This is a genomic window from Rhizobium oryzicola (assembly GCF_030504645.1).
Taxonomy (GTDB): Bacteria; Pseudomonadota; Alphaproteobacteria; order Rhizobiales; family Rhizobiaceae; genus Neorhizobium; species Neorhizobium oryzicola.
In genome coordinates this window covers 367,426-393,000 of sequence record NZ_JAUKWQ010000002.1, presented here as the reverse complement: position 1 = coordinate 393,000, position 25,575 = coordinate 367,426, and the positions used below count along the sequence as shown (strand labels likewise).

General features: G+C 60.2%; 25 protein-coding genes. 10 read left to right on the top strand and 15 right to left on the bottom strand.

Translation table 11 applies throughout. The annotated features are described in order from the left end of the window. Positions 1-138: 138 nt before the first annotated feature. Both Q2T52_RS09190 and ade read left to right on the top strand, forming a co-directional pair. A complete protein-coding gene (locus Q2T52_RS09190) occupies positions 139-1,245 on the top strand; it encodes a branched-chain amino acid ABC transporter substrate-binding protein (protein ID WP_302076411.1) in 1,107 nt (368 codons plus the stop codon). Between the two features lie 120 nt (positions 1,246-1,365). Beyond that, positions 1,366-3,063: an adenine deaminase gene (gene ade / locus Q2T52_RS09185; RefSeq protein WP_302076410.1), complete on the top strand. Its 1,698-nt coding sequence runs from the start codon at positions 1,366-1,368 to the stop codon at positions 3,061-3,063. A gap of 1 nt (position 3,064) precedes the next feature. Here the strand turns inward: ade and Q2T52_RS09180 are convergent, their stop codons facing one another. The 3 genes from Q2T52_RS09180 to Q2T52_RS09170 form a co-directional block, all read right to left on the bottom strand. Continuing rightward, entirely contained in the window at positions 3,065-4,858 is a 1,794-nt protein-coding gene (locus tag Q2T52_RS09180) for a M23 family metallopeptidase (RefSeq protein WP_302076409.1), read from the bottom strand. A 112-nt stretch (positions 4,859-4,970) separates the two neighbouring features. Further along, complete coding sequence (locus Q2T52_RS09175) at positions 4,971-5,222, bottom strand: Atu4866 domain-containing protein (protein WP_302076408.1); 252 nt, start codon at positions 5,220-5,222, stop codon at positions 4,971-4,973. A 55-nt stretch (positions 5,223-5,277) separates the two neighbouring features. Continuing rightward, positions 5,278-5,415, bottom strand: a complete 138-nt coding sequence (locus tag Q2T52_RS09170) for a hypothetical protein (RefSeq protein WP_302076407.1) — start codon at positions 5,413-5,415, stop codon at positions 5,278-5,280. A gap of 218 nt (positions 5,416-5,633) precedes the next feature. Here Q2T52_RS09170 and Q2T52_RS09165 point away from each other — a divergent pair, with 218 nt between their 5' ends. Next, positions 5,634-6,548 carry an AraC family transcriptional regulator gene (locus Q2T52_RS09165; protein WP_302076406.1) on the top strand — a complete coding sequence of 305 codons (915 nt, stop codon included), beginning with the start codon at positions 5,634-5,636 and terminating at the stop codon, positions 6,546-6,548. 52 nt (positions 6,549-6,600) lie between these two features. Here Q2T52_RS09165 and bglA read toward each other — a convergent pair whose 3' ends face one another. After that, a complete protein-coding gene (gene bglA / locus Q2T52_RS09160; protein ID WP_302076405.1) occupies positions 6,601-8,247 on the bottom strand; it encodes a beta-galactosidase BglA in 1,647 nt (548 codons plus the stop codon). Between the two features lie 181 nt (positions 8,248-8,428). Between bglA and Q2T52_RS09155 the strand changes: the two genes are divergently transcribed. Beyond that, on the top strand, positions 8,429-9,346 hold the full coding sequence (locus Q2T52_RS09155) for a sugar kinase (protein ID WP_302076404.1): 918 nt from the start codon (positions 8,429-8,431) through the stop codon (positions 9,344-9,346). On the opposite strand, the gene Q2T52_RS09150 is transcribed toward Q2T52_RS09155, so the two are convergent. Beyond that, positions 9,341-9,781, bottom strand: a complete 441-nt coding sequence (locus tag Q2T52_RS09150) for a type II toxin-antitoxin system VapC family toxin (RefSeq protein WP_302076403.1) — start codon at positions 9,779-9,781, stop codon at positions 9,341-9,343. The two genes, Q2T52_RS09155 and Q2T52_RS09150, sit on opposite strands and share 6 nt — an antisense overlap. Continuing rightward, positions 9,781-10,023 carry a type II toxin-antitoxin system VapB family antitoxin gene (locus Q2T52_RS09145; protein ID WP_302076402.1) on the bottom strand — a complete coding sequence of 81 codons (243 nt, stop codon included), beginning with the start codon at positions 10,021-10,023 and terminating at the stop codon, positions 9,781-9,783. The genes Q2T52_RS09150 and Q2T52_RS09145 overlap by 1 nt, the downstream gene beginning before the upstream one ends. 162 nt (positions 10,024-10,185) lie before the next feature. Between Q2T52_RS09145 and Q2T52_RS09140 the strand changes: the two genes are divergently transcribed. Further along, the gene (locus tag Q2T52_RS09140; protein ID WP_302076401.1) at positions 10,186-11,247 is read left to right on the top strand and encodes a glycosyltransferase family 4 protein; all 1,062 of its coding nucleotides are present in this window, start codon (positions 10,186-10,188) and stop codon (positions 11,245-11,247) included. A 35-nt stretch (positions 11,248-11,282) separates the two neighbouring features. Here the strand turns inward: Q2T52_RS09140 and Q2T52_RS09135 are convergent, their stop codons facing one another. From Q2T52_RS09135 to Q2T52_RS09125, 3 genes are all read right to left on the bottom strand, one after another. Continuing rightward, a complete protein-coding gene (locus Q2T52_RS09135; RefSeq protein WP_302076400.1) occupies positions 11,283-12,203 on the bottom strand; it encodes a DMT family transporter in 921 nt (306 codons plus the stop codon). Positions 12,204-12,242: 39 nt separating this feature from the next. Further along, positions 12,243-13,673, bottom strand: a complete 1,431-nt coding sequence (gene der, locus Q2T52_RS09130) for a ribosome biogenesis GTPase Der (RefSeq protein WP_302076399.1) — start codon at positions 13,671-13,673, stop codon at positions 12,243-12,245. Positions 13,674-13,854: 181 nt separating this feature from the next. Continuing rightward, positions 13,855-14,526 carry a tetratricopeptide repeat protein gene (locus tag Q2T52_RS09125; RefSeq protein ID WP_302076398.1) on the bottom strand — a complete coding sequence of 224 codons (672 nt, stop codon included), beginning with the start codon at positions 14,524-14,526 and terminating at the stop codon, positions 13,855-13,857. A 295-nt stretch (positions 14,527-14,821) separates the two neighbouring features. On the opposite strand from Q2T52_RS09125, the gene Q2T52_RS09120 reads away from it, so the two are divergent. Further along, a complete protein-coding gene (locus tag Q2T52_RS09120; RefSeq protein WP_436799513.1) occupies positions 14,822-15,799 on the top strand; it encodes a polysaccharide deacetylase family protein in 978 nt (325 codons plus the stop codon). A 278-nt stretch (positions 15,800-16,077) separates the two neighbouring features. Here Q2T52_RS09120 and sbmA read toward each other — a convergent pair whose 3' ends face one another. The 6 genes from sbmA to Q2T52_RS09090 all read right to left on the bottom strand — a co-directional run bounded on the left by sbmA (position 16,078) and on the right by Q2T52_RS09090 (position 21,353). Next, complete coding sequence (sbmA, locus tag Q2T52_RS09115; protein ID WP_302076397.1) at positions 16,078-17,358, bottom strand: peptide antibiotic transporter SbmA; 1,281 nt, start codon at positions 17,356-17,358, stop codon at positions 16,078-16,080. A gap of 132 nt (positions 17,359-17,490) precedes the next feature. Then, complete coding sequence (locus Q2T52_RS09110; protein ID WP_302076396.1) at positions 17,491-18,666, bottom strand: YbfB/YjiJ family MFS transporter; 1,176 nt, start codon at positions 18,664-18,666, stop codon at positions 17,491-17,493. Between the two features lie 102 nt (positions 18,667-18,768). Next, on the bottom strand, positions 18,769-19,194 hold the full coding sequence (locus Q2T52_RS09105) for a hypothetical protein (protein ID WP_302076395.1): 426 nt from the start codon (positions 19,192-19,194) through the stop codon (positions 18,769-18,771). Continuing rightward, positions 19,191-19,445, bottom strand: coding sequence for a type II toxin-antitoxin system Phd/YefM family antitoxin (locus Q2T52_RS09100; protein ID WP_302076394.1), 255 nt, complete (start codon positions 19,443-19,445; stop codon positions 19,191-19,193). Before Q2T52_RS09100 ends, Q2T52_RS09105 begins: the two co-directional genes overlap by 4 nt. 61 nt (positions 19,446-19,506) lie before the next feature. Continuing rightward, positions 19,507-20,262, bottom strand: a complete 756-nt coding sequence (gene map / locus Q2T52_RS09095) for a type I methionyl aminopeptidase (protein ID WP_302076393.1) — start codon at positions 20,260-20,262, stop codon at positions 19,507-19,509. Positions 20,263-20,288: 26 nt separating this feature from the next. Then, the gene (locus Q2T52_RS09090; protein ID WP_302076392.1) at positions 20,289-21,353 is read right to left on the bottom strand and encodes an LLM class flavin-dependent oxidoreductase; all 1,065 of its coding nucleotides are present in this window, start codon (positions 21,351-21,353) and stop codon (positions 20,289-20,291) included. Between the two features lie 337 nt (positions 21,354-21,690). On the opposite strand from Q2T52_RS09090, the gene Q2T52_RS09085 reads away from it, so the two are divergent. The 4 genes from Q2T52_RS09085 (at position 21,691) to xdhA (ending at position 25,439) form a co-directional block, all read left to right on the top strand. Beyond that, on the top strand, positions 21,691-22,395 hold the full coding sequence (locus Q2T52_RS09085) for a glutathione binding-like protein (RefSeq protein ID WP_302076391.1): 705 nt from the start codon (positions 21,691-21,693) through the stop codon (positions 22,393-22,395). 172 nt (positions 22,396-22,567) lie between these two features. Then, positions 22,568-23,059 (top strand): invasion associated locus B family protein, encoded by a 492-nt coding sequence (locus Q2T52_RS09080; protein ID WP_302076390.1) that lies wholly within the window; start codon positions 22,568-22,570, stop codon positions 23,057-23,059. A 112-nt stretch (positions 23,060-23,171) separates the two neighbouring features. Then, complete coding sequence (locus Q2T52_RS09075; protein ID WP_302076389.1) at positions 23,172-23,948, top strand: 3-hydroxybutyrate dehydrogenase; 777 nt, start codon at positions 23,172-23,174, stop codon at positions 23,946-23,948. 18 nt (positions 23,949-23,966) lie between these two features. Next, the gene (xdhA, locus tag Q2T52_RS09070) at positions 23,967-25,439 is read left to right on the top strand and encodes a xanthine dehydrogenase small subunit (protein WP_302076388.1); all 1,473 of its coding nucleotides are present in this window, start codon (positions 23,967-23,969) and stop codon (positions 25,437-25,439) included. Positions 25,440-25,575: the final 136 nt, after the last annotated feature.

Genomic DNA, 25,575 nt, shown 5'->3' with positions numbered 1-25,575 from the left:
GGCATAGATGATCATGCGTCAGATCGCGTGGGAGCTGTCTGGCTGAATGGCCGCGTCGCATCCACCCCACCCTTAGGCGGAATCCTTGACGACAGCGGCATGGCATAGGCCCGTTCGGGCCACCGAAGGAGAACCAAGATGAACCTCAAGACCTTGCTGGGCGCAACCGCCATTGCCACAATGGGCCTGGCATCTGTAGCCCATGCCGATATTACCATTGGCCTGATCGCTCCGCTGACCGGCCCCGTGGCCGCCTACGGCAATCAGGTGAAGAACGGCGCCGAGACGGCCATCGCCGAAATCAACAAGAAGGGCGGGATCCTGGGCGAAAAGGTGGTTCTGAAGACGGCTGACGACGGGGGCGAACCGAAGCAGGGTGTCTCTGCTGCCAACCAGCTTGTCGGTGAAGGCATTCGTTATGTTGTAGGCCCGGTCACATCGGGCGTCGCCATGCCGGCTTCGGACGTGCTGGCTGAAAACGGCGTGTTGATGGTAACGCCGACCGCCACCACACCCAACCTGACCAAGCGCGGCCTGAACAACCTCCTGCGCACCTGCGGCCGTGACGACCAGCAGGCAGAAGTCGCCGCGAAATATGTTCTGAAGAATTTCAAGGACAAGCGCGTGGCAATCATCAACGACAAGGGTGCTTACGGCAAAGGCCTGGCGGATGCCTTCAAGGCAACGCTCAACGCTGGCGACATGAAAGAAGTCTTCGACGACGCCGTCACCCCGGGCGATAAGGATTTCAGCGCGATCACGACCCGCCTGAAGTCTCAGAACGTGGATGTCATCTACTTCGGCGGTTATCACCCAGAAGGTGGCTTGCTGGCACGCCAGCTCGCAGATCTCGGCGTGAAGCCGCAGCTGATCGGCGGTGACGGCCTGTCCAACACCGAGTTCTGGAGCATCGGCACGCAGTCCGCAGCCGGCACAATCTTCACCAATGCAGCTGACGCCACCAAGAGCGCCGATTCCAAGGCCGCAGCGGAAGCACTGGCCGCCAAGGGCATTCCGGCGGAAGCCTTCACGCTGAATGCCTATGCCGCAGTGGAGGTCATCAAAGCCGGCATTGAAAAGGCCAAAAGCGCCAAGGATACGGAAGCCGTCGCCAAGGCTTTGAAGTCTGGCGAGCCGATTCCGACTGCGATCGGCAAGCTGACCTATGGCGAAACGGGTGATCTGACCTCGCAGGCCTTTTCGCTCTTCAAATGGCAGGACGGAAAAATCGTATCGGCGGAATAAGCTGAACAAGCAAGTGACACGGGGAGCGGCCGCCTGGCCGCTCTCTTCTTCATCATGATGATCGCCAAGCTGCGGAATCCTCTATACAATTGATGCAACGCAGCAAGCAGGAAGATTTTCATGACATCACGCCTCGAAGACCGTATCGACCAGGGAACCGGCCGCACCAAGGCGGATATCGTTCTGAAGGGTGGCCGCTTCTTCGATCTGGTGACGGGCGAGCTTGTCGCCTCGGATATCGCCATCTGCGGTGATACGATTGTGGGCACCTGCGAGGCTTATGAGGGCGCTGAGGAGATCGACATCACGGGACGCATCGTCGTGCCCGGCTTCATCGACACGCACCTCCATATCGAAAGCTCTCTGGTTACCCCGCATGAATTCGACCGCTGCGTGCTGCCCTATGGCGTGACGACCGTGATCTGCGACCCCCATGAGATCGCCAATGTGATCGGCACGGAAGGCATTCAGTTCTTCCTCGATTCCGCCCTCGAAACCATCATGGATATCAGGGTCCAGCTTTCCTCCTGCGTGCCGGCGACGCATCTGGAAACCGCAGGCGCGGATCTGCCGATCGAACGGCTCCTGCCCTTTCGTCACCACCCGAAGGTGATCGGCCTTGCCGAGTTCATGAATTTCCCCGGCGTCATCCACAAGGACCCGGTCTGCATGGCAAAGCTTGAAGCTTTCCAGGGGCAGCATATCGATGGTCATGCGCCGCTGCTCTCCGGCTACGGGCTGAACGGTTATCTCTCGGCCGGGATCCGCACGGAGCATGAGGCAACCAGCGCCGCGGAGGCGCTCGAAAAGATCCGCAAAGGCATGCATATCCTGGTGCGGGAGGGGTCCGTCTCAAAGGATCTGCACGCGTTGATGCCCATCATCACCGAGCGCCTGTCGCCCTATCTGGCGCTCTGCACAGATGACCGCAACCCGCTGGATATCGCCGAGGAAGGCCATCTCGATTACCTGATCCGTACGGCGATTGCCCATGGCGTGGAACCGATCGCCATCTATCGCGCCGCCTCCATCTCGGCTGCGCGGGCTTTTGGCTTGCGCGATCGCGGCCTGATCGCGCCCGGCTGGCGAGCCGATCTTGTCGTTATCGACACGCTGGAAAACTGCAAGGCTGAGATGGTGTTTGCCGCCGGTCGTCGCGTGACGAAGGAACTCTTCGCCACCCGCAAGCCTGTCGCGCCCGTGGGGCTGGACAGCGTGAAGGCGCGCGTCATCAAGGCAGCCGATTTCGCCTCGCCCGCGAGATCTGATGAGCAGCCCGTGATCGGAGTACTGCCCGGTAAGATTATCACTGAACATCGCCGCTACCGCCTGCCCTCATCGGGCAATCAGGCGACGGTGGATCTCACCAACGACATCATCAAGGTGGCCGTGATCGAACGTCACGGCAAGAATGGCAATCATGCCAACGGCTTCGTCCAGGGCTTTGGCCTGAAGCGCGGCGCGATTGCCTCGACGGTCGGCCATGACAGCCACAATATCTGCGTCGTCGGCGTGTCGGATGAGGATATGGCTGTCGCCGTCAACCGGCTGTCGGAAATCCGCGGTGGCTTTGTGGTGGTCGAGGACGGCAAGGTGACGGCGGAGATCGCCCTGCCGGTGGCGGGCCTGATGAGCCTTGAACCCTACGAGTCGGTGCGCCACACCCTGCATCACCTGCGTCAGGCGGCTTACGCACTGGGCACGACGCTGACGGAACCGTTCCTGCAGGTTGCCTTCCTGCCCCTGCCCGTCATTCCGCACCTGAAGATCTCGGACAGGGGCATGGTCGATGTCGATCGTTTTGCATTGATTTCCTGATTTACTGCTCCGAGACCTGCGGTGTTTCAGGGCTGAAGACGTTGGCGGCCGCGCGAGCGGCGGCCGTCGCGGAGCTGCGAATGGCGCGCGAAATCTGCTCGACGCGATCGATCTCCTTATGGAACTCGTCGAGAGCGCGGCCCTTCAGCGTGGTGCCGGCTGCCATGCGCGCCTTGGTCGGGTCCGCGTAATTGTCGCCGATCCTCAGTTCATAATAGAGGTGCGGCCCGGTCGAGAGGCCGGTGGAGCCGACAAAGGCGATCGTCTGCCCCTGCGAGACGCGCTGACCGACAGCCAGGCCTTTCGGCGTGCCATCAATATGCGCATAGGTGGTGGTGTAGCCGCCATCATGGCGAATGCGCACGAACTTGCCGTAACCGCCTTCCCAGCTGATCTTATCCACCACGCCATCGCCTGCCGCCACGATGGGCGAACCCTTGGGCGCGACGTAATCGACACCATTGTGGAATTTGCGGGTACCGAGAATGGGATGGACGCGCCAGCCGAACCCATCGCCTTCCTTGCCAGCGGCGACCGGCTTGTGCATCAGGGTCTTGGAAACGGAACGGCCCTTGTCGTCAAAGAACTCGACGCGGCCATCGGCACCGGATTTGTAGCGATAGAATCGCCGCTCTTCCTCGCCTTGGCGCAGCGAGACCGACACAAGCTCCTCGGCCCCGTCATCGCCCTTGCGGAAGACGAGGTTGACCTTGGGAAGTTCCTCGCCATCCTTCCAGCGGATATCATTGGCCTTCAACAATTCCACCGTTTGCAGGCAGACGCGCGTCGGCACCTTGGAACCACGCAACTGCTCCAGCAGACGCGGATAATCGGCCTCTGCCGCTTCCAGCGCCCTGGCCTGACGCTCATCAGGTGATTGCGCCTCCGCGGGATGCGCGCCTTCCGCAGCCAATGCTTCCGCAACCAGACGGTCGTAGAGATGACGATTTGCGACCTGCTGAAACCGGCCATCGTCGCGTCGCGCCAGAAGCCGCTCCTGCTTGGGACCGGTTTTCAGACGCGCCAGAATAATCTCTGTCCGGCCCGAGCCCGGTATGCGTTCCCCGATGATAAGGTCGAGCCGCTCGCCCGGCTTGACGCTGTCGCTGCCAAGCTCCAGCGCCAGATCGGCAAACTCCTGCGAGGGCACATCAAGCGCGCCTTCGATGTTGCGCAGCAGTTCTTCCTGCGCAGGCATGGCGACCACCCGGCGCACCTTGCCGGCAGGACGAACGGGAGCAACGCTGACATTGATCGGAACGCCGGCCGGAACGAGCTCCGTCTTCGGCCCCTGCCCCGGACGCATGGGTTTTTCCGGACGATGGCCCGGCTGAAGGATAGAATCGAACGGATCCGGCTTGGTGGCCACAGGTTCCTGATAGGCCGCCAGCAGCAGTTCCGGTTTTGGTGTGGGAGCCGGCGCAGGCTCGGCAAGATCAAGCGAAACGTCGAAATAGGAGGACTGCGCCACCGAGCCGTCATTCATACGCTCGATCAGGTTGATCTTCGGTTCGGAGGCCAGCACAGGCATCCAGACGCGTGCCTGCTTGGGTGCCGCAACCGCCTGCCGCTTGGTTCTGGCAAGCACGACGGGTGGAGTGGGAACCGGCACCTGTCCGACGGAGCTGTCGACGGTCTTCGTCATGAGATAGCCGCCACCGCCTGACAATAGCAGCAATGCCGTCATGATCCGCCAATGGCCGCGGAAGGAAAAACGAACCGCAGCCTGCGTGGGGTGGATGGTGCCGAAAACATCCCCTTCACGCCGGACTGCCTTGCGCCGTCTGAACGTCATGCGATTCGCCAAGTCCCCTTGTTCTGTGGCCTCGACACTATGGCGATCCGTGGCGAAATTGTGTCGCGTTAAAGGATCGTGAACGTTTGTCCACGGCCCGGCAAGCCTGATGTCAGGCTCGGATCAAAATCATCCCGGCATGGTAGAGAATGTCGTTCTGGAACTCGCCATCCGCGGTAAATCCCGTATCGTCCTTGTAGTCGATGTGATTGCCGTGGATTTCATAGCGGCCTTGATAGGCCCGCTCGCGATGGCCGCGCGCTTCGACATAACGGCCATTCGGCAGAAGTTCGTGACGGATGTGACCATCACCAGTGATCCACAAACCGGAATAAGGATGCGTTGCGCTCATCAGACGCTCCATGAGGTTGGCAGTGTTGGAAGATGCGGCGGGGGCTGCACCCCGCCGAAGAAAAGGGTTAACCGTTCATGTAGCGGCGGCGAAGATCCTGCTCGCGGCGAGCCTCGACGGATTTGTTATACCAGGCAAGGACAGCCTGCACCTTGGATGCGATCCAGGACTGGGGCGATGCTGTGATACGCAGGAAATTGAACATTTCCGTCTCCTTTCTTCGGAATTTGTAAGAGGGTCATGCTGACGAAAGTGAATATGCGTCAGTCTGCGAAGATCCGGTAGATCAGGACTCCGCGATGTTTGCACAAAACTCCAGAGGCTTGAATTTCGCCATGACACCCCTCACATCCGCGTGGTAGACGATAGCCACGGCAATAGCCAAACACTTGGTAATTTCAGGCATATAGTGGAGCATCCGCCATGCAGCAGTTAGATGAGCTTTCAAGCCTGATTGCACAACACACCAAGGGCGACGGCGTATTTTCAACCGCCATTCCACGCCTCTGGCTGATCCGCCAGTCCAAACGGACCGAGCCATTTCAAGGGGTTCAGCACCCGGCGCTCTGCATCATCGCTCAAGGATCGAAGCAGGTCCTGCTGGCGGACGAGCTTTATGAATACGGGCCGGCCCGGCATCTGGTGGCATCCGCCGATCTGCCGATCACCAGCCAAGTGGTGGAGGCAAGCCCGGAACACCCCTATCTCAGCATGCGCCTCGATCTCGATCTGGCAGCACTTGGCGCGATGATGCTGGAGGTCGCGCAGCCGGCGCCTATCACTGTGCAAAAGACCTGCGGCAAGGCGCTCTGCATTAGCAAGAGCGATCCGGCGCTCTTGGAAGCGGCGCTACGGCTGGTACGCCTTCTGGATGCGCCTGACGATATCGCGTTCCTGGCACCGCTAATTGAGAAGGAATTGCTCTATCGGCTCATGCGTGGAGACCAGGCGGATAAGCTGCGACGCATGTTGATGCCGGAAAGCCGGCTGGTGCAGGTCAACCGCGCGATTGCCTGGATCCGCGACAATTACGACAAGCCGTTCAGCATCGATCGCGTCGCCTCCGAAGCGCGCATGAGCACGTCTTCGCTGCATGCCCATTTTCGCGAAGTGACCGCCATGAGCCCGCTGCAATACCAGAAGCAATTGCGCTTGCAGGAGGCACGCCGGCTGATCATGTCTGAAGCTCTGGATGCCGCAACCGCCGCCCATCGGGTGGGCTATGACAGCCCCTCACAGTTCAGCCGCGAATATCGCCGCCTGTTTGGTGCCCCGCCCATTCAGGATGTGTCGCGCCTGAAAGTCGTGCCCGCAACGTACGCCCAAGCCGGAGCGTGAAGTTTACCCCTCGCGCATGCAATGGCGAGGGGCGACCAGCATCAAACCCAACTCAAACCCGTGCACAAAAGGCATCAAAGGGCTTGAGCCGCACGCTCCCGTCTTCAACAGCAGGACCGTAGCCCGGCATCGGCAGCGGATGGCTTTGCGCCAGTGCTGCCGGAAGCGGAAAATCCTGAGCCTCACGGGTGAGGTTGAAGACGAACAGCAGGCGCTCGCCATTCTTCTCGCGGATGAAAGCCAAGAGATCCGCCTGAGTGTCCAGGAAGGTCAGGTCACCATCCAGGAGCGCCGGATGCGCTTTGCGGAAGGCGAGCGTCTTGCGGTAGTGATGCAGGATGGAATCGCCATCCGCCTCCTGCGCATCGACCGCCAGCGTCACATGCTCTGCCGGCACCGGCAGCCAGGTCTTGCCTCCTTGCGTGAAGCCGCCATGCGGCTTGCCGGACTGCCAGACCATCGGCGTACGGCATCCGTCGCGTCCCTTGAAGGCCGGCCAGAAACGGATGCCATAGGGGTCCCGCAGATCTTCAAATGCGAGGTCCGCTTCCGGCAGTCCGAGTTCCTCGCCCTGATAGAGGCAAATGGAGCCGCGCAGCGCCGAGAGAACGCTGATGGCAAGCTTTGCGATCGGCTCCCGCTCATCCGCCGTTTCCATGAAACGGCTGACATGGCGCACCACATCATGGTTGGAAAAGGCCCAGCAGACCCAGCCATTGGTGACGATTTCCTGGCACTTGGAGACGACCTTGCGGATATGAGCCGCCGTGAAATGCGGACTCAACAGGTCGAAGGTGTAGCACATGTGCAGCTTGTCATTGCCGCTGGTATAGATGGCCAGCGTCGTCAGCGAGCGGTCGCCATCGCCCACTTCGCCCACCGTGGTGCGGCAGTCATACTCTTCCAGCAGCGCCCGCAGCTTCTTCAGGAACTCGATATTCTCCGGCTGGCTCTTGTCATAGAGATGGTTCTGCATGGAATACGGGTTCGTATCCGTTTCCAGACCCGTAGATTGCGGATCGTAGACGACAGGCGGGTTGTTCCGCAGCTGCTTGTCGTGGAAGTAGTAGTTCACTGTATCGAGACGGAAGCCATCGACGCCGCGCTCCAGCCAGAACTTGACGGTGCCTAGCATCGCCTCCTGAACATCCGGATTATGGAAATTCAGGTCCGGCTGCGAGGATAGGAAGTTGTGCATGTAGTACTGCTTGCGCACACCATCCCATTCCCAGCCCGGGCCACCGAAGATCGACAGCCAGTTGTTGGGCGCCGTGCCATCCGGCTTGGGATCGGCCCAGATGTACCAGTCGGCGCGGGCATTGGTGCGGCTCGCGCGGCTTTCGATAAACCAGGGATGCTGGTCGGATGTGTGCGAGATGACCTGATCGATGACCACCTTGAGACCGAGATGATGCGCCTCTTCCATCATCTCGTCGAAATCGGCCAGCGTGCCGAACATCGGGTCGACATTGCAGTAATCCGAGACGTCATAACCCATGTCGGCCATGGGCGAGGTAAAGAAGGGTGACAGCCAGATGGCGTCGACACCGAGCGAGGCGATGTAAGGCAGCCGCTGCGTAATGCCTTTGATGTCGCCGATGCCGTCTCCGGTCGTATCCTGGAAAGACCGCGGATAGACCTGATAGATGACTGCGCCGCGCCACCAGTTGGGATCGCCCTTATGTGCCACTGTCGCCATGCGTCCTTCACTCCTTCCTGTCATTTCAAATCACCAACAACCTAATCGTCGAAATCCAAAAGACAAACGCCAACGACCTCCACGGCGGATGAAATTTGGTTGACCCGAAAATGACCCGGAAATCGCCCTTGCCACGCCATGTTGTTCAGCCTAATGCCGAACGGAACGGACGGAGGGTGGAATGGTAAAGCGCGTTGTGTCGATCGGCGAATGCATGGTGGAATTGTCGCAGGCGGGCCAGGGCCTGCTGCGCAAGGGCTTTGCCGGCGATACCTTCAACACCGCCTGGTATCTGCGCGCCGCCCTGCCCGAGGATTGGGCTGTCGACTATTTCACCGCGCTTGGCGATGATCCGCTGTCCGACGAACTGGCAGGCTTTGCCGAAAAGGCCGGCATCGGCACGCATCTCATCCGCCGCATTCCGGGCAAGACACCCGGCCTTTACCTGATCTCGCTGCGCGAAGATGGCGAACGCACCTTCAGCTACTGGCGCGACACGTCTGCCGCCAAGCTGCTGGCCGATGATGCCGACCACTTACGTGCCGCCATGGAAGACGCCGATCTCATCTATTTCTCCGGCATCACGCTGGCGATCCTCTCAGCCGTCGCTGCCGATACGCTTCTCTCCGAAGCGCGCCGCGCCCGAGCAAGCGGCAAACTGGTGGCCTTCGATCCCAATATCCGCCCGCGTCTTTGGGCCGACAAGGCGCGTATGCTGGAAACGATCAGCGCCGGCGCCCGCGCCGCCAATATCGTCCTGCCCAGCTTCGATGACGAGCATGCGCATTTCGGCGATCAGAATGTCTCGGATACCATCACCCGCTATCTATCGCTGGGGGCAGACCGGGTCGTCGTGAAAAACGGCGCGCAGGGTGCGACGATTGGGGAAGGCAGTGAAACCGTCTTCATTCCCTCGGTCAGACCGGAGCGGCTGGTGGATACGACAAGCGCTGGCGACAGCTTCAACGGCGGCTTCCTGGCCAAGCTTTTGACGGGCAGTTTAACGGCAGAAGCCGCAGCCCATGGCGCAGCCGTCGCCTCCGTCGTCATCGGCCATCACGGCGCGCTGATCGAACCGGCACTGCTGCCGGCGTCATAACAATTGTTCGATATCAGTGTGAACGAAATCTTCGCCCTTGAAAACCAAAGGCATGCCAGCAACTTTTGCACAGGCATAGGCAAAACAGTCCCCCATGTTCAGCTTAGCCGGGTGGCCTGAGGCCTTGCCAAATAATTGCGCGGCCTCCCGCGCTGCCACACCAATTTGCGGCGTAATGGGCATTTCCTGTGCGGACAGCGCCTCGATAAACTGATCTACGGCGAGCGCAGCGCGCTTCGCGATATCCGGATTTGATTTAATCGGCTGCCCCAGTTCTTCAGACTTAGCACGCGCGAGCGATAGGCTTGCCTCCATTCGCACGAGAGGCGAAACATGAAGCGGCCCCTCAACGTGCTCCAGAAATGTGATCAGGTCTTCCGCATCTGGCTCGGGCTTAAGGATGGCGACGATGACGGATGCATCGATAAATGCCATCACTCTCCCCACAATTCATCGCTGAAAGACTTGTGGTCAAATGCCGGATTGGATGGGCCGATATCATCCGCCGTTTTCCGAGCCTGACGAAGACGATCACGCAGGGGTACTTTTGCCTTAGCCCTTGCAATTTCGTTACGAAGCGCAAGCCGCAAAGCCTCCGTCTTGGTCGGCGCATGAAGCAACGCTTGCAACTCCTCAGTCAAAGCGACAATTTCATCGTTACGGACAAACAGGGGCATGGATATCTCCTACGCAGTAACAAGATATCATCGGTCAATCGTTCAAACAACCACGCTATCCCCTGACATCTGCATGTAACAATGCTCTCTCATAGAAGCAGCGGAAGAGGCCGCGTCTGCGCGAGTCGATCGCGCATCGGCAACCCGAGGCTCGTGCGACATATGACCAAGATCACCATCGTGACGGATGCCTGGTATCCCCAGGTCAACGGCGTGGTCCGCTCCATCGAAAATACCAACCGGGAACTGACGCGCATGGGCGTCGAGGTTTCCATGATCACGCCGCAGTGCTTCTCCAGCGTGCCCTGCCCCACCTATCCAGAAATTCGTCTGTCGGTCGCCAGTTACTCAGCGGTCGCCAAGGCCATCGAAAGCTTTGGTCCGACCTCGGTGCATATCGCGACCGAAGGCCCGCTTGGGCTTCTGGCGCGGCGCTGGTGCCTGAAAAACCACCTGCCCTTTTCCACCAGCTATCACACGCGCTTTCCCGAATATGTCGCCGCGCGCTTTCCGATCCCGATAAACTGGCTGCGCGCCTTCGTGCGCTGGTTCCACAATGCGGGCAATGGCTGCATGGTGGCGACCGCGAGCCTTGAGCGTGAGCTTTCCAAGCTCGGCCTGAAGAACCTGTTGCGCTGGAGCCGCGGTATCGACCAGACCCAGTTCCACCCCATGCTTTTGGAAGACCGGCCCTTCGGCCTGCCGCGACCGATCTTCCTCAGCGTCAGCCGCATTGCCGTGGAAAAGAACCTGCCCGCCTTCCTCGATCTCGATCTGCCCGGCTCAAAGGTCGTCGTCGGTGACGGGCCGGAGCGCGCCGAATTGCAACGCCGTTACCCGAACGTGCTGTTCACTGGTATGAAGACCGGCGAGGAACTGGCGCATGCTTACGCGCAGGCGGATGTCTTCGTCTTCCCCTCCAAGACCGACACCTTCGGCAATACGATTCTGGAAGCGCTGGCCAGCGGCGTGCCTGTCGCCGCCTATCCCGTCACTGGCCCGATCGACATTATCGAGGAAGGCAGCGGCGCCGGAGTTCTGCATGAAGACCTGCGCGAAGCCTGCCTCGCGGCCCTTGCCCTGCCGCGGGAAAATGCCCATAGCCTTGCCCGCAAGTTCACATGGGAAGCGGCCTCAAAGCAGTTCCTCAACAATGTGCTGATTGCACAAGGCCGCAAATCTCTTGCCCCGCCGCCTGCCGGATTCAACGCTTTAAGAACATGAGAAAGCACTGAATTAAGTTTGGCTGACCCTTTGAATTACAGGGTTTTTTCAGCCGCCAGCGGCAGCGTCTTACGACTCGCATTCTGCTGCCGCACGGCATCCACAGAGACGATCACCAAGCCCAGCAACACGATACTGCCGCCGAGCACATCGCGGCTGCTGATTGCCGCGCCAAGAAACGCCGCGGACAGCGCGACGCCGAACACCGGGTTCAGCAGATGGAAACTGGAGGCATGCGCCGCACCGATGCGTCGCACCAGTGCCAGCCAGAGCAGGAAATCCACGATCGAGACCGCGACCACCAGATGCAGGAAGGCGAGCAGAAACGGCAGATGCTCCAGCGCCGCGACAGTGCCAACGAGATTGGGCGAGAACGGCACCAGCAGCAGTGAACCGAACAGATTCTGGATGGCGTTGACGGCAAGCGGATCATGATGCGCCGCGCGCATGCGATAAAAGACCGTACCGACGGAAAAGGAAAGCGTACCCAGGAAAACCAGCAGAATACCGGTGAGATCGGCCCCGCCGCCAAGCTTTGCCGACAGAACGACATAGACCCCCACGAAGCCGGTGACGGCCCCCAGAACCTGCACCACGGAGCGTGGCCCTCCCAACAGGGCAGACAGGCCGCTGGTGATGAAGGGCGCCGTCGAGACGATCAGGATGACCGCTTCCGCGGAAAGACTTTTGAGGGCGACGAAAGACAGGCCGAGATAGAGCGCATTGCTGAGCGCGCCCATCACCGCGCCCGCCAGCAGTACGTCACGCCGGAACAGCGTGCGGCCATCACCGCGCAGCAGGGCAACCAGCAACATGATCACGCCCGCCATGCCGAAGCGCACGCAGAGAAGCGACATGGGATCGGTGAAGGACAGCGCAACCTTACCGGCCACGAAGGCCGATGCCCAAAGGGCACTGAAGACCACGCCCCAGGTGATGATGAGGAGGCCACTCATGCTGGATGCCCCTGATGCGTGATCCCATCCGCCGGATTGCTAACGCTTCTTGCGCTTGTTCTCGTATGGATTGTCCGCGGACTTGAAATGGATGCGGATCGGCACACCCGGCATCTGAAAATCATTGCGCAAGCCATTGATCAGATAGCGCACATAGGATTCCGGCAAGGCATCGGAACGCGTGCAGGAAATCATGAAGGCCGGCGGGCGCGCCTTCACCTGCGTCATGTATTTCAGGCGGATGCGGCGGCCCGACACCGCCGGTGGCGGATGCTGCGTCTGTACCGCATCCAGCCAGCGGTTCAGCTTGGCAGTCGAAACGCGCTTGTTCCACACCATGTCGGTGTCGATGATGTTCTGCATCAGCTTTTCGAGACCATAGCCCGTCTGGCCGGAGATCGGCACGGCGCGAATGCCGCGCGCCTGCGGCAGAAGCCGCTCGGTCTTTTCGCGCAGGTCTGCGAGAACCGCCTGCGGATCTTCCACCAGATCCCACTTGTTGAAGGCAAGAACGGCGGCACGCCCCTCACGCAGCACCAGATCCACGATCTGCAGATCCTGCTTCTCGAAGGGAATAGTTGCGTCAAAAACGATGACAACGGTTTCCGCAAAGCGGATGGCGCGCAGGCTGTCCGCCACGGAGAGCTTTTCCAGCTTCTCCTGCACGCGGGCTTTGCGGCGCATGCCGGCCGTATCGAACATCTTGATCATGCGGCCATGCCATTCCCATTCGACGGAAATGGAATCGCGCGTAATGCCGGCCTCGGGTCCGGTCAGCAGCCGGTCTTCGCCGAGAAAGCGGTTGATCAGCGTCGACTTGCCGGCATTCGGGCGACCAACGATCGCGACGCGCAGCGGCTTGCTGTCGTCATAGGCAAGCTCGATCTCCTCGTCCTCATCCTCAGCATCGGAGAAGGGAACGTCCACATCGGTGAGCGCCTCATCATCGTCTTCTTCGTCGGCGAAGGCGCGCTCAGGCCCGATTGCTTCCACGATCGCATCGCGCAGGTCGATCATGCCCTGACCGTGTTCGGCGGAAATCGGCACCGGCTCGCCGAGACCTAGCGTGAAGGCATCGTAGAAGCCACCATCGGAACCGCGGGCTTCCGACTTGTTGGCCACCAGCACCACCGGCTTGCCACGCTTGCGCAGCATCTCGGCCAGCATCTGGTCCACATGTGTCAGGCCCATCTTGGCATCGACGACGAACAGCGAGAGATCCGCCTCGTCGATGGCCAGTTCCGTCTGCGCGCGCATGCGCCCTTCCAGCGTATCGGGCGCCGCCACTTCGAGACCGGCCGTATCGATGATGCGGAAACGCAGATCGACCAGCTTCGCGTCGCCGGGGCGGCGATCGCGGGTCACGCCGGGCGTATCATCCACCAGCGCGAGCTTCTTGCCCACCAGCCGGTTGAACAGCGTGGACTTGCCGACATTGGGACGCCCGACGATGGCGACGCTGAAACTCATTAAACTGGTCCTTCTGAACTTCTTATTCTCTTGTATCGTTCGAGGCGTCGCATGCGACACCTTACCTCCGCCCTTGGGACAAAGCTGGGCCAAAGGGTCGGATCAGCGGCATGCCTTGAGCGGATAAGGCACCCCTATACCCGCATCTGCGCCTTCGTGCAAAAGGCATCGCTGACTTTGGTTACGGCGCCTTGCCGGAGGCAGCAATGTTGTCCAGCATGATCTGGGCGCGATTGGCCACGTTGCGCGGTGCCTGCGCATCATCGATGATCTGCTGAAACCACTGCTTGGCCTTCACCATGTCGCCCGCCTTGTAGGCAGCAAGGCCAAGCGCCTCGCGTGCGGACTGGCGCAACGCATGGCCCGGCGTCGAGAGAGCCTCGACTTCCGCCGACACCTGATCATAGGGTGCTGTGTCGATCAGCAGGAAGGCGGCCCGCATCTTGGCGACGTCGCGCACGATTTCAGGCACTGACGTATCCTTGGAAACCTGACGGAAAGCGGCAATCGCACCTGCGGCGTCACCCTTCTGTGCGAGAAGCGTCGCGGCCCGCATGCGCGCCAGAACCGGATAGGCACCGCTGCCATCCTTTTCGAGCGCCTCAAGTGCGGAAAGTGCCTGATCCGTCTTGCCATCCTTGGCAAGGTTCAGCGCCGCCAAGAACTTGTCGCCGTAGATCGAGGCATTGCGGTTATGCCAGTATTCGTAGCCGCGATAGCCGGCGGTGCCGAGCACGATGAGCACGGCGATGCCTATGAAAATACGCCCGAAACGCCGCCAGGCGGTGTGAAGCTGCTCCGAGCGCAGTTCCTCATTCACCTCGCGGATAAAGCTGTCATTCTCATGTGCCATGCCAAACTCCGGCCCGATACGGCCCTTCAACCTTCGAAAGCCTGCCTTCTAACCTATTTTGCCTGGGATGTAAGCAGGGCAATCGCATATCCTTAATCTCACTGAACAAGCTTTCTGCAACGGTCTTCGGTCACCCCGCCCGGCACTTCATACCGGGTGGGGCGACGGGCAGCCAGGGTGATAAAACCTTGACGCCTTGTGTGGACTATGAAAACGGGCAGCCACCCCAAGCTTGCCGCATTCCGGACGGACAAGGCTTGCCGTGATTCTCTCAACACAGGTGCCCGAGAGTTTGTTGATCCGATTAAGCCTTGTAGCCCTCCTTGCCACGACCGCCGTCGCTCAGGCTGAAGACCGCCCGAAACAGCTGGTCGTCATCTCCTTCGACGGCGCGGGCAACAATGCGCTGTGGCAGCGCAGCCGCGACATGGCAAAACGGGTCAAAGCCCATTTCACCTACTTTCTGTCCTGCTCGCTGGTGATCGACCGTGCGCGCGCCAAATCCTATCAGGCGCCGCACGAAAAGCCCGGCCGTTCCAATATCGGCTTTGCCCAGACGAAAGAGGAGGCGCTGACCCGCCTCGACCACATCTGGCAGGCGCGGCTGGAGGGCCATGAAATCGCCAGCCATACCTGCGGCCATTTCGATGGCAAGGACTGGGATGTGAATGACTGGCGCACCGAGATGCGCACCTTCCGCTCGGTCGTCTCCAGCGCCTGGGCCGATCTCGGCGCGCCGGAAAAAGAGCCGCAAGGCTGGCGAGATTTTGTGAGGGACGGCATCAGGGGTTTTCGCGCGCCCTATCTTTCCACCAGCAAGGTGCTGGCGGAGGCCGAGCGCGCCGAAGGCTTTACCTATGACGGCAGCGGCATTTCCAAAGGGCCTGCCCTGCCCGAAAACCAGAACGGCGTTCTGTTCTTCGGTCTGCCGCTGATCCCTGAAGGGCCGGGCCAACGGCCCATCGTGGGAATGGATTACAACCTCTATATCCGCCATTCGGCGGGCCTCGAAAACCCCAGCAATGGCGCGGAATTCGAAGCTCGATCACTGGATGCCTTCCGGGCCGCCTTTAAGAAACAATATGAGGGCAACCGCATTCCGCTGCAGCTCGGCTTCCACTTCGTGGAGATGAATGGCGGCGCCTACTGGCGCGCGCTCGACACCTTTGTGTCAGAAGTCTGCACCCTGCCCGACGTCGGTTGCGTGACCTATGGCGAGGCGATTGCAAGCCTGAAAGATCACTACGCGCTGCGGCCCACCTCCAGCCTGTAACGAAAACGCCAGCTTGCAAAAGTTGAGGCAGGGCGCGCAGCGGTTTTCCTTCTCCCCGTTAAAACGGGGAGAAGGTGGCGGCAGCCGGATGAGGGGCGGATTCTCAAAAGATGTCAACGCCTTTGCCCCTCACCCCAGCCCTCTCCCCGCAGGCGGGGAGAGGGGGCCAATTGCTTCGCCCACAATCGTGAATCTCCCTGAAGGGCCTTTGTGTCAGCAGCCAAACGCCGCGTGGAGGAAGATCCAAGCGGCGCTTTGATTCAGCAAGCTTTTCCCAATCAGTAAGGCTTGTCCGCAGCCATTTCCCCACCGGATACCTCGCGCTCCAAATAATGCTGATCGATGTCCGGCAGCGGCTGATCGTCGATGGCCGCTTCGAAAGCCTTCAAGCGCTTGTAGATGGACAGCAGTTCGATGATCGTCGACCAATAGCTGACAAGATACTGGAAACTATCGCTCACCTGACCGAACGCGGTTGCGACCTGCTGCCAGAGGCCCATGGTTAACTTGCCCGCGACAAAAGTCGGAATCAGGATGAAGTTCAAGAAGATCGCGTCGACCTGACCATAGGTGTAGCGCGCAATGTTGAAGTACACATAGTGGCCGTACATGCGGAAATAGTTCTTCCGAACGTTTGCGAACAATTCCTTCAACGTGACCGGGTCAGCGCGATCGGCGTTGTCCTCACCATAGACAAGCTCCTTACGGTAGGCCGCTTCAACACGCTGATTGCGGAACTGCAGCCCGGGCAGGCGGATACCGGCAAGGGCCAGAAGCGCCGTGCCGAATAATGACCAACCGATAGCAAGCCAGAAGAGGGCATGCGGAACCGCACCAATTACCGGCAAATCGCCGACATTTTCGGACATCCGGAACAACAGCGGCAGAAACACTACAAGGGTCATAACCGAATTGATGAGCGTAACGCCAAGCCCCTCGAGGATATTGGCAAAACGCATGGTATCTTCCTGAACGCGCTGCGAGGCGCCTTCGATATGGCGTACCTTGTCCCACTTTGAGGTGTAATAGTCGTTCATGGCGGTACGCCAGCGGAACACATAATGGTTTGTGAAGTAGGCCGTGATGACGTTCATTGCGACGCCGACGAGGCCGATCTCGAGGAAGCGCAGTTGATAATCATAAAACTGACCGGCTGTGATGCCCGGCTGTTTGGACAATGCACCCTGCAAGAGATCGAAGAACGGTCCGCGCCAATTGTTGATGGCCACCGACACCTGCACTGCAAAATAGGCGATGAAGACGATGAACGCAGACCCCCAGATCGACCAGTTCGACCACGGGTGATCGCGATCAATCAACTTCCACGCCATCCCGAAGATCAGGACGAAGACCGTGAAGCAGATATAGAACCAGATGTTGGCAGGGGTGAAAAAGAACGCCAGACCGATCGGCGGCTTCTCACCTTCCGGAAGCGGGGGAAGACCTACGAGCGCACCCAACTGCGACCCGACACTGTACCAGAATATGATACAGACAAGGGACCATATAGCCGCTGAAGCAAAGAACAGTTTTGGCCGGGGAAAGAATGAGTGAAACACGGAGGCTTGTTTCCTTATGCGGGGATCGTGCGCGTTGGCTAACAATGGTGCATGGCAAAACTATGCCAGTTCCGAATCGCCAGCAATGGCGCCTTTTCATTGTGACGCAATTGTAAGGAAAGCTGCCGGAACTCAAGAGCGGGCCGTGTGACGCACCACGGGAAGCACAAGAAGAAGTGAGATTGCCAGCGCTATAGCCGCCAATATTGTACCGAGCGTAAAGCTTGCCGTTGCAGCCGTTGCCCAGCCGGCAACCAGCGGACCCAGAATCTGACCTGTGCCGAAGGCGGCGGTCATGAAGGCAAAGGCACGGCGCGGACTTTCAGGGGAAAGTATCCGTGCCACCTGCAGGCCATAGGCGGTGATCGCCATGAAGGTCAGCCCGAGAAGCAGGCCGCCGGAGAGGATGCCCGCAATCGGCGGCAATAGTACCGATGCCAAAACGCCGGCCGCCTCGATGGCAAGACAGAGAGCATAGACCTTTGCCATCCCAAAACGCCGGACAACAGGCCGCCACAGATAGAGCGAGGCCGCGGCAGCGAGCCCTGTTACGAACCACGCCAGAAATTCCACGACGGCGCCAGCAGCAACCGAGCGGGCCATCGCAATCAGGAAGGTTGCCGTCACCACATAGCCGAAGCCGAACAGTCCGTAGGACAGGGTCAGCAGCACCAGCGGACGGGCCCAGCGGATCGGTGGTTCCGCAGCGGGCACATGGCCTGCGGCAGGACGCGGCAGGGTCTTGGCGATGAAAGCAAAGGCAAGAACCGCAATCAGCGCTCCGGCCAGCCAGTTGATCCGCCAGCCATGCGCCGCGTCCCCCGCCCGCGCGTTTACCACAAAGGCCACGAACGACGAGAACGCGATACCCGCCCCCACTCCGCCAAAATGGATGGCCTGCGCCGCATCACGGCCTGCCGCCAGCGGCAGGACGATTGACGAAGTAAAGATCATGGCAAACGCGCTGGCGAGGCCCGCCGAAAAGCGGATCAGGATAAAGGCGGCAAGCGAGGAGCTTGCCGCCATGGCAGCCAGCAAAACGGCTGTGGCAATAAGAGCAGCGAGCGCCACCTTGCGCTCGCGCCCCGTGGCCCAACCGTACGCGGAAAGGACAGCGCCCAGCAGATAGCCTGCAAAGTTACCCGCTGCGATCAACCCTGCATCGGCAGCCGAAAGCGAAAGGCCGCTCATCATGCCGGGCAGCACAGGCGTATAGAAGAAACGTCCGAAACCCATCGCAGCGGCCATGGCAACGGCACCGGAAAAGGCGAAGGTGAGCGAGGGAGAGGAGGATGGCGCGCGGGACATCACCACTCTATGGCAGGGCGCGGACTCGACGACAATCAACAATCCCGCATGTATCGATCACATCACATGATCGATTGCTGAAGAGCCACGCCTTCCTTGCATCTAACGTTCCGTCTTCGGCACCCGAGTCTTCTGCATGGCGGCAAAGAGCCTATCTTGAATTTCAAGGAAGAACTCTCTCGGTATCATGCCGTAATGAACCCGTCCGGGATCCTGCGGCAATGGGCGAAGATGGATGCCGGGCCAGAAGAAGCGGTTGACCTCACTCACCCGCACCCAACTTCCGGCATCATCCAGCCCGAGCGATGCACCGATGGATAAGGGAATTTCGATAGAAAGATCTTCTTCACCGGGATCAGGTGGCGAATGGGTAATGGGGACAACGATCGTCGCCCCATCCCTCAAGGCGTGCATCACGATAGCACAAGGCCGATCCTTACTGCCTTCGACATAGCCAGCCCGCTTTTCCTTATCCCAAAGATAGTTATAGCGGATGACCAAACCGGTAACGGGATCAGGGTAATTCACTCGGAGGCTTTGCCGTATTCGGCCTTCATGATGGCCGCCGCCAAGTCATCATCCATCTCGGAAACGAGGATTACGTCACGCTCACGCTGCTTCAAGGCGCGGTAATGCTCCAGTTCCTTCGCGGAGAGATAGCCGCCGATCACGCGGCCATGCGACGTGACTTCAATCACATCCGTACCGAATGCTTCCTCCCGGTATTTTGAGAAGCCGCGCGCGAAATCCGTGGCGGTTACTTTGACAGCTTGCACCATTTGCCACACCTCTTTTGTGTAAAATGTGTAAATTGCGCGCTTATGTCAAGGAGCGGAGAGGTCACTCCGCCAACGTCAAAATCAGCGGGCCATTGCGGGTGACGACGATGGTGTGCTCAAACTGAACGGTCAGCGCCTTCGGGTCGCTGTAGAGCGTCCAGGGGTCGCCATTGCCGCCATCTTCGGCCCAGGTGCCGCCCAGCGACAGGAAGGGCTCGACCGTAAACACCAGCCCCTCCTCCATGATCCGGCTTTCATCCGGGTCCGGCCAGGTGGGCACTTCGGTCGGCTCCTCATGGAGGGAGCGTCCCACGCCGTGGCTCGCGAGATTGGTGATCAGCGTATAGCGGTTCTTCTTGGCAAACGTGCCGATCGCATTGCCGATGCCGGCGATCGGCTTGCCCGTCTTCACCTGCTGCAAGCCGGTCCAGAGCGCGCGGCGTCCGTCGCGCACCAGTTTCTCCACCTCACGCTTGATCGGCGGCACTGCAAAGGATGAGCCCGTATCGCCGAAGAAACCGTCCTTGACGGCGGAGACGTCGATATTGACGAGATCGCCCGCCTGGATGACGCGCGCACCCGGAATGCCATGCGCCACCTCTTCATTGACGCTGATGCAGGTCGCTCCCGGAAACTGATAGCAGAATTCCGGCGCCGATTGCGCGCCATTGTCCTCCAGCACCTTGCGGCCAATCTGGTCGAGTTCGAGGGTCGTGATGCCAGGTTCGAGCGCCTTGGCCATCACCTCGACGGCCTGGGCGCAGATGCGTCCGATGGCCTTCAGCTTCTGAAGTTCGTCGTCGGTGGTGATGATCATAGCGAAACGGTCCGGCTTGGAAAAATTCAAGCGGTCGGTTTCGCGCCATCCTGCACGGGCGTCAACGCCTTTCTGACAAGCGGTGCCACCTTGGTGCCGAAAAGTTCGATACCGCGCATGATCTGATCATGCGGCATCAGGCCGATCGCCATCTGCAGCAGGAAGCGGCTGTTGCCGAACACCTTGTGCGCGGCCACGATCTTTTCCGCCACCGTTTCGGGATCACCGACAAAGAGATTGCCGGGCGCCGAGCGGGCACGATCGAACTGCGCACGGTTGGTGGGCGGCCAGCCGCGCTCGCGGCCGAGACGATCCATGACGGCCGCCTGCGGGCCGTAAAACTGATCGGCAGCGATATCGGTCGTATCGGCAATGAAACCATGCACATTGATGCTGGTCGCAAGCGTCTTCGGATCATGGCCGGAGCGGCGGGCCGCCTCGCGGTAGAGTTCGAAGAAGGGCGCAAAACGCGCATAGTCCCCGCCGATAATGGCAACCGCCAGCGGCAGGCCCATGGCGCCGGCGCGGGCGACCGATTGCGGCGTGCCACCCACAGCAATCCAGACCGGCAGTTTTTCCTGCAACGGGCGCGGATAGACGCCGCGATTCTGGATTGGTGCGCGCAGCTCGCCTGCCCAGTTGACGATCTCATTGTCACGCAGGGTCAGCAGCAGGTCGAGCTTTTCGGAAAAAAGCCGGTCGTAATCTTCCAGGTCGTAGCCGAACAAGGGATAGGATTCGATGAAAGAGCCGCGCCCCGCCATGATCTCGGCACGACCGCCGGAGAGAAGGTCGACGGTCGAAAACTGCTGGAACACGCGGATCGGATCATCCGAACTTAGCACCGAGACGGCGCTGGTGAGGCGGATGTTCTTCGTCTTCACCGCTGCTGCGGCAAGGACCGTCGAGGGGGATGAGACGGCATAATCCGGCCGGTGATGTTCCCCGAGACCAAAGACATCGAGCCCCACCTGATCCGCCAGTTCGATCTCTTCCAGCAGATGCTTCAGGCGCGTTGCCGCATCCTGGCCGCGGCTGCCGCTGGCGATATTCGGATCGACATCCGCGAAGGTATAAAGGCCGAGTTCCATGTTCCTGCATCCTGTTCGTCGTCTGGGCCGTAGATAGAAAGCAGGTGCACCGATTGAAACAGGAAAGTTTCGAACGGCGTGTTCGAAAATATCGATGGAAGACGGGATAAAAAGAATCCTGCGCCAAGGCCTTAGCGGCGAATGTGCAGGCAAGACATCCGCAGACTCCTGAAATTGAAGCAGAATTTGCCTTTGGTCGAATCAAGTTCGCAACGGCTTCGCCCAAGCCTTTGAAATGATTCAGCACCGGGTGGGCCAAAGTCTGTCGCAAGCATCCTCCTAGCTTTGTCACGGCTGGAAGATATAGTCCGCTCCGTTTTAGCCCCACGAGGACATCATGGCTGACCTTTCGAACTTCCCCATCACAACCCGCTGGCCGGCGGCCAATCCGGACATTCTGCAGCTTTATTCCACGCCGACGCCGAACGGCGTGAAGGTCTCTATCATGCTGGAAGAGATCGGCCTGCCCTACGAGCCGCATTTCATCAATATCGGCGAGAACGAAACCTGGGGTCCGGAATTCCTGTCGCTGAACCCGAACGGCAAGATCCCCTCCATCCTTGACCCCAACGGCCCGGATGGCAAGCCGATCACCCTGTTCGAATCCGGCGCGATCCTGATCTACCTTGCGGAAAAGACCGGCAAGCTTCTGCCTGCTGATCCCGCCCGCCGCTACGAGACGATCCAGTGGGTGATGTTCCAGATGGCGGCGATCGGTCCCATGTTTGGCCAGCTCGGCTTCTTCCATAAGTTTGCCGGCAAGGAGATTGAGGACAAGCGTCCGCGTGACCGCTACCTCAACGAGACCAAGCGCCTGCTCGGCGTGCTCGAACAGCGCCTGACGGGCCGTGACTGGATCATGGGCGATGAATATACGATCGCCGATATTGCCATTGTCGGCTGGATCCGCAGCCTCACCGGTTTCTACGAAGCTGGCCCGCTGGTGGAGTATGAGAAGCTCAGCGCCCTGCCCGCCTGGTTTGAGCGCATGCTGGCACGTCCCGCCGTCGCCAAGGGCGTCAACATTCCCGCCCGCCCCTGACGAGACCAAAATCCGAGCAACACTCATCAACCCTTTGTGAGCGTTCCGTCCAAAGGGTTGATCCGCCTGTTAACCTTTCGATAACCCTCCTCCCGTTCAATCGCACGCGTATCGCCGGTTGTGGTTTTCGCGCGCCGGCTGTTTCCCAAGCATGTTTACGAGGAGAGTACGAATGTCCGTCAAGACATCCGCCCTAGCCGTTCTGGTTACCCTGTCCACCGCCTTTGCCGCTGCTGCCCAGCCCGCACGGGTGAAACAGTTCGATGACTGGGGCGTCTATTCCTATGGCGGTGGTGCGGCCAAGCGCTGCTATGTCTTGAGCGTTCCGACATCCGCCCTGCCAGAAAGCGTCAACCACGGCGAAAACTATTTCCTCGTGGCGCCGGAGGGCTCCTCCATGATGCCGCAAGCGATCATGGGCTATGACCTGAAATCCGATTCGACCATCAAGGTGGAAATCGGTGGCGATACCTTCACGCTGGTGCCGAAGGACAACGCCGCCTGGGTGCGTGACCCCTCCCGCGAACCCGCACTCGTGGACGCCATGCGCGGCGGGTCGGAAATGACATTGCAGGCCACGTCCCAACGCGGCACCGCCACCACCTATTCCTATTCGCTCAAAGGTGTCACGGCGGCCCTGAAGGAAGTCCGCAGCTGCCGTTGAGGCATTGAGACTACGTGAAATAGCTCAGTTGCCAGCCTGATCACTTTAGGCATACTTTTCCTGATTACCGCGACGCAGCAGAACGCCGCGGAAAACGTCAGGGAGAGAGAGCATGGCCAGAACTGTCGTCGTTACCGGCTCCACCAGCGGCATCGGGCTTGGCATTGCCCGTGCCTTTGCGAAGGGAGGCGACAATGTCGTCATCAACGGCTTCGGCAAGCCGGAAGAGATCGAGGCGGCGCGGGCAGAACTGGAAACACTGGGGGCGCCAAAGGCGCTCTACCATGGCGCCGACATGACCAGGCCGGATGAGATCGCCGATCTCATCCACACAGCCGAGAAGACTTTCGGTACGGTCGATGTTCTCGTCAACAATGCCGGCATCCAGCATGTGGCGAAGATCGAGGATTTCCCTGTTGAGAAATGGGATCAGTTGATCGCCATCCTGCTGTCATCAGCCTTCCACACCATGCGCAACACCATTCCGCTGATGAAGAAGGCTGGCCATGGCCGCATCATCAATGTCGCATCCGCGCATGGACTGGTTGCATCGCCGTTCAAATCGGCTTATGTCGCTGCTAAGCACGGCGTTTTGGGATTGACCAAAACCGCCGCACTGGAATTGGCCGAAACCGGCATTACAGTGAACGCCATCTGCCCCGGCTACGTGCTGACGCCCCTCGTGGAGAAACAGATCCCCGACACGGCGCGCGAACGTGGTATCTCGGAAGAGGCGGTCAAGACGGACGTCATGCTCCGTTTGCAGGCGACGAAGGAATTCGTCTCCATCGAGGAAGTGGCCGCGACAGCGCTGTTCCTCGCTAGCGACGCAGCACGACAGATCACCGGCACACACATCTCCATAGACGGCGGCTGGACCGCTCAATAAGTCCATAAGGGAACACGCATGACGGCTGCCATACGCTTTATCCTCAATGGTGAAGAGGTTTCCCTAAGCGATTTTGCGCCCACGGAAACGCTCCTGGATTATCTGAGGCTGAGGCGGCGGCTGACCGGCAGCAAGGAAGGCTGCGCGGAAGGCGATTGCGGCGCCTGCACCGTTCTTGTCGGGCGGCTGATCGGGGGCGCGCTGCGCTATGAAAGCGTCAATGCCTGCATCCGCTTCGTCGGCTCCCTGCATGGCACGCATGTGGTGACGGTGGAGCACCTGGCGGGCAAGGACGGCAGACTGCACCCCGTGCAGCAGGCCATGGTCGATTGCCACGGCTCGCAATGCGGCTTCTGCACCCCCGGCTTCATTATGTCGCTCTACGGCCTCTGGATGGCAAGCGAGAACCCGACCCGCGCCGAGATCGAAACGGCGCTCCAGGGCAATCTCTGTCGCTGCACCGGCTATGAGCCGATCGTCAAGGCCGCCGAACAGGTGGCGGCCAGCCGCCCCAGCGCACTGTTCGACCCGATCGAGCGCGACCGCGCCGAGGTCATGGCCAAGCTCTGGACCATCCGGGCATCCTCGGAAACCATCCGCGTCGACAAGGACGACAGGCAGGCGATCATTCCGGGCTCACTTTCCGACCTGGCAGGGGTGCTGGCCGAGCATCCGGGAGCAACCATCGTGGCGGGGGCAACCGATGTCGGCCTCTGGGTCACCAAGCAGATGCGGCCGATCAATCCGGTCGTCTTCATCAACCACCTGACCGACCTGCAGACCCTCACCGCGGATGAGACCGGCATCGTGATCGGCGCGGGCGTGACCTATGCGCAAGGCTTCGAGGTGCTGGAAAGCCATTACCCGGCGCTCGGCCGCCTGTTTGATCGCTTGGGCGGCCAGCAGGTGCGCAACATGGGCACCATCGGTGGCAATATCGCCAACGGCTCGCCCATCGGTGATACGCCGCCGGCGCTGATTGCGCTGGGTGCCACCGTCACGTTGCGCTCCGCCTCTGGCAGCCGCACCCTGCCGCTGGAACAGTACTTCATCACCTATGGCAAGCAGGACCGCCAACAAGGCGAATTCGTTGAGAAGATCACCATTCCGCATGGAAGCGAGGAAGCCTTTTACGCGGTCTACAAGATCTCGAAACGCCGCGACGAGGACATCTCGGCGCTGTGCGGCGCCTTTTATCTGACCTTGGATGGCGAAGGTTGTGTGGAAACCTGCCGCATCGCCTTCGGCGGAATGGCCGGAACGCCGAAGCGCGCGACAGCTGTCGAGAACGCCCTCATCGGCCGCCCCTGGAGCTGGAATACGGTCGCCTCGGTGCGCGATGCCTTCGACGAGGATTATCAACCGTTGACCGACTGGCGCGCCACGGCGGAATACCGCACGATTACGGCAAAGAATCTGCTAACCCGCTTTTTCCTGGAAACGGCGGGCCAGCCCCAGGAATTGTCGCGCTTCGAGCCTGAGGAGGCGTGAGGGATGGCCAGAACTACGTATCAGCAGCCCCTCATCCGCCTGCCGGCACCTTCTCCCCGCTCGCGGGGAGAAGGAAGTTGCCGCACCACCTCCGCCCATCGCAGCCTCGCATCGGGCAAGTCCCCTCTCCCCGCAA

Excerpts from the sequence above, each read along its gene's own strand:
- ade (WP_302076410.1), top strand. The coding sequence starts at position 1,366 with ATGACATCACGCCTCGAAGACCGTATCGACCAGGGAACCGGCCGCACC.
- Q2T52_RS09140 (WP_302076401.1), top strand. The coding sequence starts at position 10,186 with ATGACCAAGATCACCATCGTGACGGATGCCTGGTATCCCCAGGTCAAC.
- Q2T52_RS09080 (WP_302076390.1), top strand. The coding sequence starts at position 22,568 with ATGTCCGTCAAGACATCCGCCCTAGCCGTTCTGGTTACCCTGTCCACC.
- Q2T52_RS09150 (WP_302076403.1), bottom strand. The coding sequence starts at position 9,781 with ATGGCATTTATCGATGCATCCGTCATCGTCGCCATCCTTAAGCCCGAG.
- der (WP_302076399.1), bottom strand. The coding sequence starts at position 13,673 with ATGAGTTTCAGCGTCGCCATCGTCGGGCGTCCCAATGTCGGCAAGTCC.
- Q2T52_RS09145 (WP_302076402.1), bottom strand. The coding sequence starts at position 10,023 with ATGCCCCTGTTTGTCCGTAACGATGAAATTGTCGCTTTGACTGAGGAG.
- Q2T52_RS09190 (WP_302076411.1), top strand. The coding sequence starts at position 139 with ATGAACCTCAAGACCTTGCTGGGCGCAACCGCCATTGCCACAATGGGC.
- Q2T52_RS09100 (WP_302076394.1), bottom strand. The coding sequence starts at position 19,445 with ATGGTGCAAGCTGTCAAAGTAACCGCCACGGATTTCGCGCGCGGCTTC.
- Q2T52_RS09170 (WP_302076407.1), bottom strand. The coding sequence starts at position 5,415 with ATGTTCAATTTCCTGCGTATCACAGCATCGCCCCAGTCCTGGATCGCA.
- Q2T52_RS09155 (WP_302076404.1), top strand. The coding sequence starts at position 8,429 with ATGGTAAAGCGCGTTGTGTCGATCGGCGAATGCATGGTGGAATTGTCG.
- Q2T52_RS09090 (WP_302076392.1), bottom strand. The coding sequence starts at position 21,353 with ATGGAACTCGGCCTTTATACCTTCGCGGATGTCGATCCGAATATCGCC.
- bglA (WP_302076405.1), bottom strand. The coding sequence starts at position 8,247 with ATGGCGACAGTGGCACATAAGGGCGATCCCAACTGGTGGCGCGGCGCA.
- Q2T52_RS09135 (WP_302076400.1), bottom strand. The coding sequence starts at position 12,203 with ATGAGTGGCCTCCTCATCATCACCTGGGGCGTGGTCTTCAGTGCCCTT.
- Q2T52_RS09085 (WP_302076391.1), top strand. The coding sequence starts at position 21,691 with ATGGCTGACCTTTCGAACTTCCCCATCACAACCCGCTGGCCGGCGGCC.
- Q2T52_RS09125 (WP_302076398.1), bottom strand. The coding sequence starts at position 14,526 with ATGGCACATGAGAATGACAGCTTTATCCGCGAGGTGAATGAGGAACTG.
- xdhA (WP_302076388.1), top strand. The coding sequence starts at position 23,967 with ATGACGGCTGCCATACGCTTTATCCTCAATGGTGAAGAGGTTTCCCTA.
- Q2T52_RS09180 (WP_302076409.1), bottom strand. The coding sequence starts at position 4,858 with ATGACGTTCAGACGGCGCAAGGCAGTCCGGCGTGAAGGGGATGTTTTC.
- Q2T52_RS09110 (WP_302076396.1), bottom strand. The coding sequence starts at position 18,666 with ATGTCCCGCGCGCCATCCTCCTCTCCCTCGCTCACCTTCGCCTTTTCC.
- Q2T52_RS09175 (WP_302076408.1), bottom strand. The coding sequence starts at position 5,222 with ATGGAGCGTCTGATGAGCGCAACGCATCCTTATTCCGGTTTGTGGATC.
- map (WP_302076393.1), bottom strand. The coding sequence starts at position 20,262 with ATGATCATCACCACCGACGACGAACTTCAGAAGCTGAAGGCCATCGGA.
- Q2T52_RS09165 (WP_302076406.1), top strand. The coding sequence starts at position 5,634 with ATGCAGCAGTTAGATGAGCTTTCAAGCCTGATTGCACAACACACCAAG.
- Q2T52_RS09075 (WP_302076389.1), top strand. The coding sequence starts at position 23,172 with ATGGCCAGAACTGTCGTCGTTACCGGCTCCACCAGCGGCATCGGGCTT.